17 protein-coding genes are annotated in these 14,628 nt (G+C 73.6%); 8 read left to right on the top strand and 9 right to left on the bottom strand.

Annotation, left to right across the window (positions count from 1 at the left end):
* Positions 1-36: 36 nt before the first annotated feature.
* From QUV83_RS14590 to QUV83_RS14580, 3 genes are read right to left on the bottom strand one after another with little or no spacing between them, the layout of a single operon-like run.
* Entirely contained in the window at positions 37-1,284 is a 1,248-nt protein-coding gene (locus tag QUV83_RS14590) for an SPFH domain-containing protein (protein ID WP_289565580.1), read from the bottom strand.
* A gap of 55 nt (positions 1,285-1,339) precedes the next feature.
* A complete protein-coding gene (locus QUV83_RS14585; protein ID WP_289565578.1) occupies positions 1,340-1,792 on the bottom strand; it encodes an NfeD family protein in 453 nt (150 codons plus the stop codon).
* A 40-nt stretch (positions 1,793-1,832) separates the two neighbouring features.
* Positions 1,833-2,504, bottom strand: a complete 672-nt coding sequence (locus QUV83_RS14580) for a TetR/AcrR family transcriptional regulator (RefSeq protein ID WP_289565576.1) — start codon at positions 2,502-2,504, stop codon at positions 1,833-1,835.
* 98 nt (positions 2,505-2,602) lie between these two features.
* Between QUV83_RS14580 and QUV83_RS14575 the strand changes: the two genes are divergently transcribed.
* Complete coding sequence (locus QUV83_RS14575) at positions 2,603-3,457, top strand: alpha/beta hydrolase (protein ID WP_289565574.1); 855 nt, start codon at positions 2,603-2,605, stop codon at positions 3,455-3,457.
* Between the two features lie 40 nt (positions 3,458-3,497).
* Here the strand turns inward: QUV83_RS14575 and QUV83_RS14570 are convergent, their stop codons facing one another.
* Entirely contained in the window at positions 3,498-4,283 is a 786-nt protein-coding gene (locus QUV83_RS14570) for an ABC transporter ATP-binding protein (protein ID WP_289565572.1), read from the bottom strand.
* 64 nt (positions 4,284-4,347) lie between these two features.
* On the opposite strand from QUV83_RS14570, the gene QUV83_RS14565 reads away from it, so the two are divergent.
* The gene (locus QUV83_RS14565; RefSeq protein WP_289565569.1) at positions 4,348-5,136 is read left to right on the top strand and encodes a hypothetical protein; all 789 of its coding nucleotides are present in this window, start codon (positions 4,348-4,350) and stop codon (positions 5,134-5,136) included.
* A gap of 15 nt (positions 5,137-5,151) precedes the next feature.
* Here QUV83_RS14565 and glgA read toward each other — a convergent pair whose 3' ends face one another.
* Positions 5,152-6,399: a glycogen synthase gene (glgA, locus tag QUV83_RS14560; protein ID WP_289565567.1), complete on the bottom strand. Its 1,248-nt coding sequence runs from the start codon at positions 6,397-6,399 to the stop codon at positions 5,152-5,154.
* A 111-nt stretch (positions 6,400-6,510) separates the two neighbouring features.
* On the opposite strand from glgA, the gene QUV83_RS14555 reads away from it, so the two are divergent.
* Together QUV83_RS14555 and serB are read left to right on the top strand one after the other, a co-directional pair.
* On the top strand, positions 6,511-7,752 hold the full coding sequence (locus QUV83_RS14555) for a glucose-1-phosphate adenylyltransferase (protein WP_289565565.1): 1,242 nt from the start codon (positions 6,511-6,513) through the stop codon (positions 7,750-7,752).
* A gap of 43 nt (positions 7,753-7,795) precedes the next feature.
* Positions 7,796-8,479 (top strand): phosphoserine phosphatase SerB, encoded by a 684-nt coding sequence (serB, locus tag QUV83_RS14550; RefSeq protein ID WP_436231928.1) that lies wholly within the window; start codon positions 7,796-7,798, stop codon positions 8,477-8,479.
* Between the two features lie 7 nt (positions 8,480-8,486).
* Here serB and QUV83_RS14545 read toward each other — a convergent pair whose 3' ends face one another.
* The 3 genes from QUV83_RS14545 to fabG are packed head-to-tail and all read right to left on the bottom strand — an operon-like array spanning position 8,487 to position 10,566.
* The gene (locus tag QUV83_RS14545; RefSeq protein ID WP_289565563.1) at positions 8,487-9,005 is read right to left on the bottom strand and encodes a SixA phosphatase family protein; all 519 of its coding nucleotides are present in this window, start codon (positions 9,003-9,005) and stop codon (positions 8,487-8,489) included.
* 3 nt (positions 9,006-9,008) lie between these two features.
* Positions 9,009-9,776, bottom strand: coding sequence for an enoyl-ACP reductase FabI (gene fabI / locus QUV83_RS14540; protein WP_289565561.1), 768 nt, complete (start codon positions 9,774-9,776; stop codon positions 9,009-9,011).
* Between the two features lie 58 nt (positions 9,777-9,834).
* Positions 9,835-10,566 carry a 3-oxoacyl-ACP reductase FabG gene (gene fabG / locus QUV83_RS14535; protein WP_289565560.1) on the bottom strand — a complete coding sequence of 244 codons (732 nt, stop codon included), beginning with the start codon at positions 10,564-10,566 and terminating at the stop codon, positions 9,835-9,837.
* A gap of 141 nt (positions 10,567-10,707) precedes the next feature.
* On the opposite strand from fabG, the gene QUV83_RS14530 reads away from it, so the two are divergent.
* The 3 genes from QUV83_RS14530 to QUV83_RS14520 are packed head-to-tail and all read left to right on the top strand — an operon-like array spanning position 10,708 to position 12,157.
* The gene (locus QUV83_RS14530) at positions 10,708-11,043 is read left to right on the top strand and encodes a DUF3099 domain-containing protein (RefSeq protein WP_289565558.1); all 336 of its coding nucleotides are present in this window, start codon (positions 10,708-10,710) and stop codon (positions 11,041-11,043) included.
* Positions 11,040-11,282 (top strand): hypothetical protein, encoded by a 243-nt coding sequence (locus QUV83_RS14525; RefSeq protein ID WP_289565556.1) that lies wholly within the window; start codon positions 11,040-11,042, stop codon positions 11,280-11,282. The genes QUV83_RS14530 and QUV83_RS14525 overlap by 4 nt, the downstream gene beginning before the upstream one ends.
* An 8-nt stretch (positions 11,283-11,290) precedes the next feature.
* A complete protein-coding gene (locus tag QUV83_RS14520; protein ID WP_289565555.1) occupies positions 11,291-12,157 on the top strand; it encodes an SURF1 family cytochrome oxidase biogenesis protein in 867 nt (288 codons plus the stop codon).
* Positions 12,158-12,199: 42 nt separating this feature from the next.
* Here the strand turns inward: QUV83_RS14520 and abc-f are convergent, their stop codons facing one another.
* Positions 12,200-13,798 carry a ribosomal protection-like ABC-F family protein gene (abc-f, locus tag QUV83_RS14515; protein ID WP_289565553.1) on the bottom strand — a complete coding sequence of 533 codons (1,599 nt, stop codon included), beginning with the start codon at positions 13,796-13,798 and terminating at the stop codon, positions 12,200-12,202.
* A gap of 168 nt (positions 13,799-13,966) precedes the next feature.
* Here abc-f and QUV83_RS14510 point away from each other — a divergent pair, with 168 nt between their 5' ends.
* Positions 13,967-14,614, top strand: coding sequence for a biotin transporter BioY (locus tag QUV83_RS14510; RefSeq protein ID WP_289565551.1), 648 nt, complete (start codon positions 13,967-13,969; stop codon positions 14,612-14,614).
* Positions 14,615-14,628 lie beyond the last annotated feature (14 nt).

Below are 14,628 nucleotides of genomic sequence, written 5' to 3'. Positions count from 1 at the left end.
AGAACTCACTCACAAGTTGATTTCATACGCCCTCGGTCAGGGGCGCCCCGCGGCGGGGCCCGATCCCGGCTCGTCGGAGTCTGGCGGGACGATGGGGTCGACGTCCTCTGGCGGCTCGCTCGGCACGATCGGCGCGCCGCGCTCAGGCTCCGGTGGCGGCGGGACGTCCTCGCGCTGCGGGACCACGGGCCGCTGCCCCAGCTCCGCGCCGGGGTCGAACGGCAGCCCGCTGAGCGTGCCCGCGCTCGTCGCGTCCTCGGTGGCGGCCTGCGAGTCCCGCCGGGCCTCCGCGAGCGCCTCGGCGGGATCCTTGAGCGCCACCGAGGGCAGCCCCGACCCGAGGGGCGAGGGCTCGGGCTCGCGAGGGGCGCCCCCGGGCGGCGGGGCTCCCATGCCGGCGAAGCCCTGCACGAACTGCCCGAGCGCCCCGGTCAGCTCCGAGGGGATCACCCACACCTTGTTGGCCGGGCTGGCGGCCACCTTCGGCAGGGTCTGCAGGTACTGGTAGGCCAGCAGCTTCGGGTCGGCGTCGCCGCGGTGCACCGCGTCGAAGACCTGCAGGATCGCCCGCGCCTCGCCCTCGGCGTTGAGGATCGCGGCCTGCGCCGAGCCCTCCGCCCGCAGGATCGCCGCCTGCTTCTCGCCCTCGGCCGTGAGGATCTGGCTCTGCTTGACGCCCTCGGCCGTGAGGATTGCCGCACGTCGGTCGCGCTCGGCGCGCATCTGCTGCTCCATCGACCCTTGCACCGAGGCGGGCGGGTCGATGGCCTTGAGCTCGACCCGGTTGACGCGGATGCCCCAGCGCCCCGTGGCCTCGTCCAGCACCCCGCGCAGCTGGCCGTTGATCTGGTCGCGGCTCGTGAGGGTCTGCTCGAGGTCCATCGACCCGATCACGTTGCGGAGCGTGGTGACGGTGAGCTGCTCGATGCCGGTGATGTAGTTGGCGATCTCGTACACCGCTGACTTCGGGTCGGTCACCTGGAAGTAGATGACCGTGTCGATGCTCACCACGAGGTTGTCCGAGGTGATCACCGGCTGCGGCGGGAAGGAGACGACCTGCTCGCGCAGGTCGACGGCGGCGCGCACCCGGTCCACGAACGGGATGAGCAGGTGCAGCCCCGCGTCGAGGGTGCGCGAGTACCGGCCCAGCCGCTCGACCACCACCGCGACGGCCTGCGGCACGATCCGCACCGCCCGCGCGAGGGCCACCACCACGAAGATGACGACCAACGCCAGCACGATCAGCCCGAGCACCTGCCCGGGGTCGAGGTTCTCGTCGAACACGATGCGTCCTCCTCGTCAGGCCGCGCGGCGCGCCAAGCGGCCCGTCGCGCCTCGCTCACCCGTGCGGGGCGTCCTGCTGCGCGACCACCACGGCAGTCGCGCCCTCGATCCGGCTGACCCGCACCTCGGCGCCCGCCGGGAAGACGGCGCCCTCCTGGCCGGCGCGCGCCGACCAGACCTCGCCCGCGAGCTTCACCCGGCCTCCGGCCTCCGTGGTGGGGGTGACCACCACGGCGGTGCGCCCGACGAGCGCGGCCGCGTTCGTCTCCACCAGCGTCGTCCGGGCCCGCAGGTGCCGCAACAGCCAGGGCCGCAGCGCGAAGAGCAGCACGACGGCCGTCCCCGCGGCCACGACGATCTGCACGGGGACCGAGGCGCCGAGCGCGTTCGCCACCGCCCCGGCGATGGCCCCGCCGGCCAGCATCAGGAAGATCAGGTCGAGGGAGATCATCTCGGCGATGCCGAGCAGCAGGGCGCCGCCCACCCACCACAGCCATCCGGCGTTCATCGGGGCCTCCCTGCTCGTCCCGGGGCCGTCAGCCCTCGGGCTACCGCTGTGCCGCGCCCTCCCGTGCGAGCCACGGGTGCCGCTCGGGCCGGGCGGCGACCCGGCTGAGCCGGTCCTCCACCGCGGCGAGGGCCCGGCCGTACACCGAGTCGTCCCCGTGCAGCAACGAGAGCGTGTTGGCCATCTCGAGCATCGAGGTGAGCTCGAACTCGAGCTGGTCGACGTCTGTCCCCTCGACGATATCCCCGGCGTCCAGCGCCCTGGCGGCGATGCCCCGGACGTGACGCGACCAGGCGGCGTAGGAGTCGACCACTGCGGCGTGCACCGGGCCGGTGCGGGAGTCGAACTCGGCGGTCACCGCGGAGAAGAAGCACCCGCCGTCGAAGACCCTGCTGCGGGAGTAGTCGAGCCACAACGCGCACAGCGTGCGCAGCCGGTCCAGCCCGTCGGGCACCTCGCGCGCGGGGCCCACGACGTGGTCGACGAACACCGCGCGCGCGGCCTCGACGGTGGCGAGCTGCAGTGCCTGCTTGGAGCCGAAGAGCGTGAAGATCCCGCTCTTGCTGACGCCGACGTCGTTCGCCAGCCGTCCGAGCGAGAGCTCGGCCAGGCCGTCCACCGAGGCGATCTGCACCGCGCGGGCGAGCACTGCGGCACGGGTGCGGTTGCCCCGCTCGACCCGTCCGTCAAGGCGCTCTGCGCTGTCGGTCATGCGGGGACGCTATCCGGCGGCCGGGACCTGTGCAATGCTCTGAACGCACGTCCGTGCGTATTGTCGCGTGACGCTTGACACCGCCGAGGAGAACGACCATGGACCTGCGTGTCACCGCGCGCCACGCCCTGCGAGTGACCCACCGCCTGGCCCCGCCCCTCGCCAGCGCCGGGGCCGCGGCCCTGTTCCTCAGCCCCGTGCCCCGTGCGCGGGTCTGGTCCATCGAGCGCGAGGCCCTGGCCAGCGCCGACGTCCGCGACGTGGCGGTGCGGGGCGCCACGGGGCGGGGCGCCACCGTGCGCGCCTACCACTGGGGCGACGGCGCCCGCCCCGTGCTCCTGGTGCACGGCTGGCAGGCCCGCGCCTCCCGATGGGCGCCCCTCGCGGCCGCGCTCGCCGCGCGGGGCCTGTCCCCCATCGCCTTCGACGCCCCCGGCCACGGCGACTCGCCCGGCCGCACCACCGACGTGCCCCAGGTCGCCGCCGTGATCGATCAGATCGTCCAGGACACCGGCCCGCTGACCGCCCTCGTCGCGCACTCCTTCGGGGCGCTCGGCGCCACGCTGGCCCTACGCCAGGGCGTGCCCGCGGAGCGCTTCGCCGCCCTGGCCCCCGTGAGCGACCCGGAGCACCTGCTCCAGACCTTCTCGCGGCAGCTCGACCTGCACCCGCGGCTCACCTCGGCCGTCCGCAGCCGGGTCGAGCGCCACCTGCGCAAGGAGGACCACACCTGGCGCAGCCTCACGGTGGACCGGGGCCCGCACGACCCTCAGATCCCCGTGCTCGTGGTCCACGACGACGAGGACCCTGTGGTGCCGATCGCGCACGGCCAGCGCATGCTCGCCGCCCACGCGGACGCCGGCGAGCTGCTCGTGACCCGAGGCCTCGACCACCAGCGCATGCTCACCGCGCCCGAGGTCGTCCAGGCCGTCGCCGACTTCGCGGCCGCCTGACGCGAGGCTCAGGCCCGGCGAGGCTCAGGACGGGCGAGGCTCAGGACGCGGCGCGGGCCGCCCAGCGGTCGCCGTGGCGGTCCACCACCAGCTCGAGGCCGAACGCCGAGGAGAGGTTCTCCGCGGTGAGCGTCTCCTCCATCGGGCCCGCCGAGTGCACCTTGCCATCGCGCAGCAGCAGCAGGTGCGTGAAGCCCGGCGGGATCTCCTCGACGTGGTGCGTGACCAGCACCATCACCGGCGAGCGGCGGTCGCGCGCGAGCTCGGCCAGCGCGGAGACCAGTTCCTCGCGGCCGCCCAGGTCCAGTCCGGCGGCGGGCTCGTCGAGCAGCAGCAGCTCCGGGTCGGTCATCAGCGATCGGGCGATCTGGGCGCGCTTGCGCTCCCCCTCGCTGAGCGTCCCGAACCGGCGGCTGGCCAGGTGGTCCACCCCGAACGCCGCCATCAGGTCCTGGGCGCGCCCCTCGTCGAGGGACTCGTAGGCCTCGCGCCACCGCCCGGTCACGCCGTACGCGGCGGTGAGGACGACGTCGCGCACCAGCTCGCCCGCGGGGATGCGGTCCGCGAGCGCGGCGCTGGACAGCCCGATGCGCGGGCGCAGCTCGAAGACGTCGACCCGCCCGAGGCGGGAGCCCAGCAGGTCCGCCGTGCCCGACGACGGGTGCATCCGCCCCGCGGCAATCTGCAGCAGCGTCGTCTTGCCGGCGCCGTTGCGCCCGAGCACCACCCAGCGCTCGCCGTCGCGCACCGTCCACGACACCCCGTCGAGGATCGTCGTGGTCCCACGGCGGATGGACACGTCCTGCAGGTCGAGCACGTCACTCATGGGCACAAACCCTAGTCGGGCGCGGTTCGGTCGGGGGACGCGCCGCGCGTCGTAGGTTGGTGCGATGGATCACTCCGCACTGGCCCTGCCGCGATCGGTCGTCCTCGCGCTCTGGCTGCAGGAGGTGGGCGCGGGCGCCGCGCCCGTCCGCCGGCTCCTCGAGGCGGTGGAGGGCGACGACGAGCCGCATGCCGTGCGGACCGCCGACGACGCCGCCGAGCTCGGCGGGACGCTGTCCGAGCTGGTCGCCGCCTGGGCGTCGGGCCCGCGGGCCGTCGCGGCAGTGCTTCCCGCCCCCGGCGACCCCACAGGCGTGCCGGCCGTGGTGTCCAGCGCCGCGACGCATGCCGGCGAGTGCGTGCTGGTGCACACCGACCAGGGCGCGTGGGCGGCGGTGCCGGAGGTCGAGGCGTTCGGGTCGGTGTACGAGCAGGGCCACCTGGTGACGTGGGACGTCCAGCGGGTGCCGGACTGGCGCACGACCTTCCACGGGCAGGTCGGCTCGCTCTCGGACTCGGAGTCCGAGCTGCGCCGGGCCCTCACGCAGGCGACCGAGGCCCTGGCCTCGCTCGACGTCGCCCGATGGCGCCCCGACGCGGCGGACGCGATCGCCGCGCTGCGCACTGGCGTCGACCCGGGCTGGGCGCTGCCCAGCAGCATCGACGGGCGACGCGTGCGGGTGCTCGGCAGCGCCGCGCGGCTGCGGGCCATCGTGGAGCTCGCCACCGCTGACGACGGCGGCGCGGTGAACCTGTGGCAGGCGGACCAGCGGTCCACAGCCCTGCGCGAGGTGGACCGAGCGGCCCGCCGCGCGATGTCGGCGGCCACCCAGCAGCAGCCCACGCACCCCTAACCTGCGGCGGGCGGCTCAGCCCGGCAGCACCGAGCGGTAGACCTCGAGCGTGCTCTCGGCCACCGCCTCCCAGGAGAAGTGCTCCTCCACGCGCCGGCGCGCCGCGACGCCCATCTCGGCGGCGCGCGCCGGGTCGCCCACCATGTTCACGAGCGCCGCGGCGAGGTCGGCGACGAACTTCTGGGGGTCGACGGGCGTGCCGGTGCCGTCCTGCAGCTGCTCGATCGGCACCAGCACCCCGGTCACGCCGTCGTCGACCACCTCGGGGATGCCACCCGTGGCACTGCCCACCACGGGCAGGCCGACAGCCATGGCCTCCAGGTTGACGATGCCGAGGGGCTCGTACACCGACGGGCATGCGAAGACCGTGCCGCTGGCGAGCACGGCGATCAAGTCGGGGCGCGGCAGCATCTGCTCGATCCACACCACGCCGTCGCGGCGCGTGCGCAGGTCCGCCACCAGGCCGCTGACCTCCGCGGCGATCTCCGGGGTGTCCGGGGCCCCCGCGCACAGCACGAGCTGGACCTCGGGCGGCAGCGCCTCGGCGGCGCGCAGCAGGTACGGCAGGCCCTTCTGCCGGGTGATCCGGCCGACGAACACCACAGACGGCCGCTCGGGGTCGATGCCGAGCCCCCGCACCACCTCGTCGGCCCGGGCCAGCTCGGCGGCGTCGGTGGGCCGCTGCCAGCCGTCCAGGTCGATGCCGTTGTGCACCACGTGCACCCGCGCGGGGTCCACCTGCGGGTAGCTGCGCAGGATGTCCTGGCGCATCCCGGCGCTGACGGCGATGACCGCGTCGGCGGACTCGAACGCGGTGCGCTCGGCCCAGCTCGACAACGCGTACCCGCCGCCGAGCTGCTCGGCCTTCCAGGGCCGCAGCGGCTCGAGGGAGTGCGCGGTCACCACATGCGGGATGCCGTACTGCAGCGCGGCGAGGCGGCCGGCGAGGTTCGCGTACCAGGTGTGGGAGTGGACCAGCTCGGCGGGCCCGTCGACGTCGTGCTCGGCGACCCGGTCGCCGGGGCGGCCCACGGCGTCGGCGATCCGCAGGTCGACGCCGAACGTGGCCAGTGCCGGGTTCGCGTCGGCCAGCTCCGCGGGGACCGCGTGCCCCACGACGCCCGGCTCATGCCGCCCGCCGTCGAAGCACTGCACGCGCACGTCGATGCTGCGCCGCAAGACCGCCGCCAACTCCGCGACGTGCACCCCTGCGCCGCCGTACACATGCGGCGGGTACTCACGCGTCAACAGGTCGATCCGCACGTCTGTCCCTCCCCGTGGGCAGTGGATCCGCCCAGCCGTTTAGCGCGACACGCTAGCGCCTCAATCGCCGCCGCCTCGCCCCGGACGGGTCGGTGGCCCTAGGGTCATGCCATGGCAGCGCCGCGCGTCCTTGCGATCGTCCTTGCAGGTGGAGAGGGCAAGAGACTCATGCCCTTGACGGCAGCCCGGGCCAAGCCCGCGGTGCCGTTCGGTGGGATCTACCGCCTCGTCGACTTCGCCTTGTCGAACCTCGTGAACTCCCACTACCTGCACATCATCGTGCTCACGCAGTACAAGTCCCACAGCCTCGACCGGCACGTCACCAAGACGTGGCGCATGTCGTCGCTGCTCGGCAACTACGTGGCGCCGGTGCCCGCGCAGCAGCGGGTGGGCAAGCACTGGTACCTGGGCAGCGCCGACGCGATCTACCAGTGCCTGAACATCATCGACGACGAGCGGCCCGACATCGTCGTGGTCGTGGGCGCGGACCACGTGTACCGCATGGACTTCTCCCAGATGGTCGACCAGCACATCGCCTCGGGCGCCGAGCTGACCGTCGCGGGCATCCGCCAGCCCATCGAGATGTCCGACCAGTTCGGCGTCATCGAGACGTCCGCGGACGACCCGACCCGCATCACCGCGTTCCGTGAGAAGCCCGTCGACCCGCAGGGCCTGGCGGACTCCCCGAACGAGATCCTCGCGTCGATGGGCAACTACGTCGTCAACGCCGACGCCCTGGTGCGCGCGGTGACTGCCGACGCCGAGAACCCCACCTCGCGCCACGACATGGGCGGCGACCTCGTCCCCGCGTTCGTGGAGCGCGGCACCGCCGCGGTGTACGACTTCATCCGCAACGACGTGCCCGGCTCCACGCCGCGCGACCGCGACTACTGGCGCGACGTCGGGACGCTCGACTCGTACTACGACGCGAACCAGGACCTCATCTCCATCGAGCCCGTGTTCAACCTCTACAACTACGAGTGGCCGCTGCACACCGGCTACACCGGCCTGCCGCCCGCCAAGTTCGTGCACGCGGGCGCCGGCCGCCTCGGCCACGCCGCCGATTCGATCGTCTCCCCCGGCGTGCTGGTCTCCGGCGCGACGGTCTCCGGCTCGGTGCTGTCCCCCGGCGTGTACCTGCACTCGTGGGCCCAGGTCACCGACTCCGTGCTGATGGACGGCGTGACCGTCGACAGGTACGCGCAGGTGCACCGCGCCATCCTCGACAAGAACGTGGTGGTGCCCGAGCGGGCACGGGTGGGACTGGACCGCGAGCACGACCTCGCGCGCGGCTTCACCGTCACCGAGACGGGCATCACCGTGGTCCCGAAGGGCACAGTCATCAAGGCGTGAGCACCGCAGGTGGGCTCGGAGCCCCGCGCACTACCCTGCCCAGGTGAGCACGCTGCCTGACGCCCTGAGCACCCCCGCGACCTCCGCCGCCCCCCGACTCGTGGTGATGGACGTCGACTCGACGCTCATCACGGCGGAGGTGATCGAGCTCCTCGCGGCGCGGGCGGGCTCGCTCGACGCGGTGGCGGACATCACCGACCGGGCGATGCGCGGGGAGATCGACTTCGCGGCCTCCCTGCACCAGCGGGTCGCCACCCTGGCCGGACTGAGCACCTCGGTGTTCGGCGACGTGCTGGCGGAGGTCGAGCTCACCCCCGGCGCCGTCGAGCTCGTCGCCGAGCTCGACGCGCGCGGCTGGCCGGTGGCGCTCGTCTCCGGCGGCTTCGTCGAGGTGGTGGAGCCGCTGGCGGCGAGCCTGGGCATCACCCGGTTCCGCGCGAACGGCCTCGAGGCCCACGACGGGGTGCTCACCGGCCAGGTGCGCGGCCCCGTGATCGACCGGGCCGCGAAGGCGATCGCGCTGCGCGAGTTCGCCGCCGAGGCGGGCATCCCCTTGGAGCAGACCATCGCGATCGGCGACGGGGCCAACGACCTGGACATGCTGGACCAGGCCGGGTTCGGCATCGCGTTCAACGCGAAGCCGCTGGTGTGCGGCCAGGCCGACGCCGTGGTGCGCGGCCGTCTCGACGACGTGCTGGCCCTCGCGCCGTTCACCCTGGCCGGCTGAGGCCCGATCAGCCGGGGGCGACCATCCGCACCAGGCGGGCGCCGTCCGGCTCCAGCTCCGACCATCGGGCGTCCGTCTCGAGCACCGTGTAGGTGGCGGTGGGCACGCCCAGGCGCACCCGGTCGAGCACCGCCTCGTCGGAGCCTGGCCCGGCGAGCGTGGCGGCGGCCTGCGACATCACCGGCTCATGCCCCACGACCAGCAGGGTCGCCACGTCGTCGCCCACCGCGCGCACGATCTCCAGCACACGGCGCGTGTCGGCGAGGTAGAGGTCCTCGTTGAGGTCGACGGACCCCGGCTCGCCGGGGAGCGTGGCGCGCGCCAGGTCCCAGGTCTGCCGGGTGCGGACGGCGGCCGAGCACACGACATGGTCGGGCAGGAGCCCGTCGCGTCCCAGGCTCGCCCCGACGCCGGCCGCCTGCGCGCGCCCCTTGAGCGCGAGCGGCCGCAGCCAGTCCTCGAGCTGGCCGTGCTCCGCCTTGGCATGACGGAGCAGCACGAGACGTCGGGGCGCGGTGGAGGTCACCCCCTAGAGTCCCATCGCGTGGACGCCGCCGTCGACGTGGACGATCTCGCCCGTCGTCGCCGGGAACCAGTCGGAGAGCAGCGCGGCGACGGCACGCGCCGTGGGCTCGGGGTCGGTGACGTCCCAGCCGAGGGGCGCGCGGTCGGGCCAGCCGCCCTCCATGGCCTCGAAGCCGGGGATCGACTTGGCGGCCGTGGTGCGGATCGGGCCAGCGGACACGAGGTTCACGCGGACGCCCTCGGGGCCCAGGTCACGGGCGAGGTAGCGGGCGGTGGACTCGAAGGCGGCCTTCGCGACGCCCATCCAGTCGTACACGGGCCACGCGTAGCGCGCGTCGAACGTGAGGCCGACGATCGACGAGCCGCTGCCCAGCAGGGGCTGCGCCGCCACGGCGAGCGACTTGAGCGAGTACGCGGAGACCCGCAGCGCGGTGGCCACGTCGTCCCACTCGCCGGCGAGGAAGTTGCCGCCCATCACCGACTGCGGCGCGAAGCCGATCGAGTGGACCACGCCGTCGAGCCCGTCGACGTGCTCGCGCACGCGGTCCGCGAGCGCGGCCAGGTCATCCTCGTCGGTGACGTCGAGCTGCACCACCGGCGCGGGCTGCGGCAGCCGCCGCGCGATGGCCTGCGTGAGCCGGAACTGCCGGCCGAAGGAGGTCAGGACCACCTGCGCGCCCTGCTCCTGGGCGAGGCGCGCGACGTGGAACGCGATCGAGCCGTCGGTGAGGACGCCGGTGACGAGGAGCTTCTTGCCGTCGAGCAGACCCATGGGTGCTGTTCCGTTCCGCTAGTCGTGAAGTGCTGGAGGGGTCGAGCGGTGGCGGGGGTCAGTGCCCCATGCCGAGGCCGCCGTCGACGGGGATGACCGCGCCGGAGATGTACCCGGCGTCGGGCGAGGCGAGGAACTGCACGACCCCGGCGACCTCGTCGGGCTGGGCGAACCGGCCCATCGGGATCGCGGCGCGGTACGCCTCCTGCCGCTCGGCCGGGAGCTCGGCCGTCATGGTGGTGTCGATGAAGCCGGGGGCGACCACGTTCGCGGTGATGCCCCGCCCGCCGAGCTCGCGGGTGATCGAGCGCGCCATGCCCACCAGCCCGGCCTTGGACGCGGCGTAGTTGACCTGGCCGGCGCCGCCGTAGAGGCCGACCACCGACGAGATGAGCACGATGCGCCCCCGGCGCAGGCGGATCATGCCCTTGGAGGCGCGGCGCACGCAGCGGAAGGCGCCCGTGAGGTTGACGTCCAGGACGCCCTCGAAGTCCTCGTCGGTCATCCGCAGCAGGAGCTGGTCGCGCGTCACCCCGGCGTTGGCGACGAGCACCTCGACGGGGCCGTGCGCGGCCTCCACCTCCGTGAAGGCGGCGTCGACGGCCGCGGTGTCGCGCATGTCGCCGACGGCGCCGAGCACGCCGTCGGGCAGGTCGCCGCCGCGGTAGATCGTCGCGACCTTGTCGCCGTTCGCCACGAACCGCTCCGCGATCGCGCGACCGATGCCGCGGTTCGCGCCGGTCACCAGGACGCTGCGAGGTGTGGGTGGGTTCACTGTGGTCTCAGGCACGGCAACCGACGTTAGCCGACATGTGCCCCGGCCAGGGGCGACGCGGTCGCACATGTTGCCGTCGAGGCGTTGTCCGGTCCGCACAACGCCAGCGCCGAGGCGGCGGGTCCGACGCCCCCTGCGCGGACTTAGGATCGGATGATGAGCAAGAAGCGGGAGGACGACGAGGAGGTCCACCGGATCACCTCGGCGCCCGAGGCGCTCGCCGCGGACCAGGCCCGCCGCGCCAAGCGGTACCTGGCCCAGATGGGCGTGCGCGTCGTCTGCTTCATCGCGGCAGTGCTGACATGGCACCGGATCCCCATCGCGTTCTCGATCCTCATGATCGTCGCGGCGGTCGTCCTGCCATACATCGCGGTGCTGTTCGCGAACGCCGGCCGGGCACGCCGCGAGCCCGACGACCCGCTCATGGACCCACGCACCCTCGGACCAGGCCACCGGCCCGGCGCCGACCAGCTCGGAGGCAACCACCGATGAACCTGCTGTCCCCCACCCCCGACGCGGTCGACGAGCTCGTGTGCTCCGCGCGCGGCTGCCGGTCCGAGGCGGCCTGGGGCCTGCTGTGGAACAACCCGAAGCTGCACACCCCCGAGCGCCGCAAGGTGTGGCTGGCCTGCGACGACCACCGCGAGCACCTCGAGCAGTACCTGGGCACGCGGTCCTTCCTGCGCGACGTCGTCCCCGTCTCCGAGCTGCCGGCCGCCGACGTCTCATGAGGGCACCCGTGCGCCGCGCGGTCGGGATCGTCCTGCTGGGCGTCGTGATCGCCGTCGGCTGCACGTTCGCCGGCCGGTGGCAGTGGAACAGGCATGTGGCCCGCGACGCCCAGATCCAGGTGGTCGAGGCCAACTACGACGCCGAGCCCGTGCCGCTGTCCGACGTGCTCGACTCCCCCGCCACGGCGCTGACCGCCGACCAGGAATGGCGCCCCGTGGCTGTCACCGGGCACTACGCGCCGGAGGCCACCGTCCTGCTGCGCAACCGCCCCGTGGACGGGCAGCCCGGCTACCACGTGCTGGTGCCGCTGGTGCTGGAGGAGGGCGGCGAGCCCGGCTCCGTGCTGCTCGTCGACCGCGGGTACATCGCCTGGGGGGATGACGCGTCCTCCGCCGTGGACGTTCCCGCGCCGCCCTCGGGCAGCGTGACGGTCACGGCCCGGCTGCGCGTCGACGAGCCGGCGCTCGGCCGCACGGCCCCTGCCGGGCAGGTGCAGTCGATCACCGTCGACGAGGTGCTCACCGCGGGCGGGGCGGCAGGGCTCGCGTCGTCGGCGTACCGGGGCTACGGCTCGATGATCGCCGAGCAGCCGGCCGGCGAGCCCCTGGGCGGGCTCGCCGAGCCGAGCACCGACCCCGGCTCGCACCTGTCCTACGCGTTCCAGTGGTGGGTGTTCGCGCTCGGGTCGTTGGTGGGCTTCTCGATGCTGGCCCGCCGGGACCTGCGGGAGGACGGCCAGCGGGCTGACGACGGCGGGCCCGGGGCGCGCGCCGAGGCGCCTGCCCGTGAGCCGCGCCGCCGCCGGGGGCCGAGCGCCGAGGACGAGGAGGACGCCCTGGTCGACGCGCGCCTCGACCGGGGCCGGATCGGCTGAGCACGCCGACGGGCGCCCGCGGGTGTCACGCGGGCGCCGCCGTCACGCGAGCGAGATGAGGTCCAGGTAGTCCGGGCCCCACAGGTCCTCGACGCCGTCGGGCAGCAGCACGATGCGCTCCGGGTTGAGCGCCTCCACGGCGCCCTCGTCGTGGCTGACCAGCACCACAGCCCCGGTGTAGGAGCGCAGCGCCGCGAGGATCTCCTGGCGGCTCGCGGGGTCCAGGTTGTTGGTGGGCTCGTCGAGCAGCAGCACGTTCGCCGCAGAGACCACCAGGGCCGCGAGCGCCAGCCGCGTCTTCTCCCCGCCCGACAGCACCCGGGCGGGCTTGTCGGCGTCGTCCCCGGAGAACAGGAACGAGCCGAGCACCGAGCGCACCTGCGTGTCGGTGAGGTCCGGCGCGGCCGAGCGCAGGTTCTCCAGCACGGTGCGGTCCAGGTCGAGGGTCTCGTGCTCCTGGGCGTAGTAGCCGAGCTTGAGGCCGTGGCCCGCGCGCACCTCGCCGGTGTCGGGCTTGTCGATGCCCGCGAGCATGCGCAGCAGCGTCGTCTTGCCGGCGCCGTTGAGCCCGAGCACCACGACGCGGCTGCCCTTGTCGATCGCCAGGTCGACGTCGGTGAAGACCTCCTGCGAGCCGTAGGACTTCGACAGCCCGGAGGCGGTGAGCGGGGTCTTCCCGCACGGCGCCGGGTCGGGGAACCGCAGCTTGGCGACCTTGTCGGACGCGCGGACCTCCTCCAGGCCCGAGAGCATCCGCTCGGCGCGCCGCATCATGTTCTGCGCGGCGACGGCCTTGGTGGCCTTGGCGCGCATCTTCTCGGCCTGGGCGAGCAGCACCGTGGCCTTCTTCTCGGTGTTGGCGCGCTCGCGCTTGCGGCGCTTCTCATCCGTCTCGCGCTGCTTGAGGTACGCGTCCCAGCCCAGGTTGTACTGGTCCAGCTCGCCGCGGTTCGCGTCCAGGTGGAACACCTTGTTGACGGTGGCGCGCAGCAGCTCGGTGTCGTGGCTGATGACCACGAAGCCGCCGGGGTAGGACTTGAGGTAGTCCCGCAGCCACAGGATCGAGTCGGCGTCGAGGTGGTTGGTGGGCTCGTCGAGCAGCAGCGTCTCCACACCCGAGAACAGGATGCGCGCCAGCTCCACGCGGCGGCGCTGGCCGCCGGAGAGGGTGCCGATCGTCTGGCCCAGCACCCGGTCGTCGAGGCCGAGGTTCGCCGCGATGCGGTGCGCCTCGCTCTCGGCCGCGTACCCGCCGCCCGCCTGGAAGCGCGCGTCGAGCTTGGCGTAGCGCTCCATCGCCGCGTCCCGCGTCTCGTCGTCCGCGCTGGCCATGGCGCCCTCGGTCTCGCGCATGGACCTGACGATCTCGTCGAGGCCGCGCGCGGACAGGACCCGGTCCAGTGCCAGGACGTCCAGGTCGCCGGTGCGCGGGTCCTGCGGGAGGTAGCCGACCTCTCCGGTGCGCGTGATCTGCCCGCCGGTGGGCAGGCTCTCCCCCGCGAGCGTCTTGGTCAGCGTCGTCTTGCCGGCGCCGTTGCGCCCCACAAGGCCGATCCGGTCACCTGCCGCGATGCGGAAGGTGGCCTCCTCGAGCAGCACACGGGCGCCGACGCGCAGCTCAACGGAGTGGGCAGTGATCACGGATGTCCTTCCAACGCCGGCTGAGCCGACTGGGGTTTCCTCTGAACGCCCGTCATCTTCATTGGACGCGGGCACAAACGCCACCAAGTTTACGACCGGCTAGCGTTGTCAACGGCCCGAGGCCCCTGTCCGGCACCAGAACCCCTGCTCCCCCATCTCAGGAGAGACATGTCCCACATCCCCGGCGAGCCCCTCGTCAGCGCCAGTTCCACGGACTCCGTCCCCGCCACCGCCCCCCTTCCCCTGGCCCGCACGTCGGCGGCCACCGACATCGCGCTGGTGGCGACGTTCGCGGCGCTGCTCGCCGTGTGCGCGATCCTGCCGCCCATCGCCGTCGCGGGCCTGGCCGTGCCGATCACCCTGCAGACCTTCGGCGTCATGCTCGCGGGCCTGGTGCTCGGGTCGCGCCGCGGGAGCCTCGCGGTGCTGCTCTACCTGTCGGTCGGCTTCGCGGGCCTGCCCGTGTTCGCCGGCGGCTCCGGCGGCGTCGGCGTGCTCGGCACAGCCTCGGCCGGCTACCTGCTCGCATTCCCGTTCGCCGCGTTCCTCGCCGGCTTCCTCGCCCAGCGCGCGGCGTCGGTGCGGCCCGCGCTGCGCTACCCGGCGCTGTTCGGCTCGGCGATGACCGCCAGCCTGCTGCTGATCCACCCGATCGGCATCACCGTCATGGGCTGGCGCCTCGGCATGTCGGCGACTGAGGCGATCGCCGCTGGGGCCACCTTCCTGCCGGGCGACGTCATCAAGAACCTGCTCGCGGCGCTCGTCGCGACGGCCGTGTTCCGGGCCTTCCCGGACCTGCTGCGCCGCTCGCGCTGACCCCGAGGCCTTCC

The sequence above is a fragment of the Cellulomonas cellasea genome (genome assembly GCF_030372105.1).
Classification (GTDB): domain Bacteria; phylum Actinomycetota; class Actinomycetes; order Actinomycetales; family Cellulomonadaceae; genus Cellulomonas_A; species Cellulomonas_A cellasea_A.
The sequence above is the reverse complement of the archived record's forward strand: the minus strand, read 5'-3'. Positions and strand labels throughout refer to the sequence as shown.

Excerpts from the sequence above, each read along its gene's own strand:
- QUV83_RS14585 (WP_289565578.1), bottom strand. The coding sequence starts at position 1,792 with ATGAACGCCGGATGGCTGTGGTGGGTGGGCGGCGCCCTGCTGCTCGGC.
- QUV83_RS14580 (WP_289565576.1), bottom strand. The coding sequence starts at position 2,504 with ATGACCGACAGCGCAGAGCGCCTTGACGGACGGGTCGAGCGGGGCAAC.
- QUV83_RS14575 (WP_289565574.1), top strand. The coding sequence starts at position 2,603 with ATGGACCTGCGTGTCACCGCGCGCCACGCCCTGCGAGTGACCCACCGC.
- QUV83_RS14570 (WP_289565572.1), bottom strand. The coding sequence starts at position 4,283 with ATGAGTGACGTGCTCGACCTGCAGGACGTGTCCATCCGCCGTGGGACC.
- QUV83_RS14565 (WP_289565569.1), top strand. The coding sequence starts at position 4,348 with ATGGATCACTCCGCACTGGCCCTGCCGCGATCGGTCGTCCTCGCGCTC.
- QUV83_RS14555 (WP_289565565.1), top strand. The coding sequence starts at position 6,511 with ATGGCAGCGCCGCGCGTCCTTGCGATCGTCCTTGCAGGTGGAGAGGGC.
- fabI (WP_289565561.1), bottom strand. The coding sequence starts at position 9,776 with ATGGGTCTGCTCGACGGCAAGAAGCTCCTCGTCACCGGCGTCCTCACC.
- QUV83_RS14530 (WP_289565558.1), top strand. The coding sequence starts at position 10,708 with ATGAGCAAGAAGCGGGAGGACGACGAGGAGGTCCACCGGATCACCTCG.
- QUV83_RS14525 (WP_289565556.1), top strand. The coding sequence starts at position 11,040 with ATGAACCTGCTGTCCCCCACCCCCGACGCGGTCGACGAGCTCGTGTGC.
- QUV83_RS14510 (WP_289565551.1), top strand. The coding sequence starts at position 13,967 with ATGTCCCACATCCCCGGCGAGCCCCTCGTCAGCGCCAGTTCCACGGAC.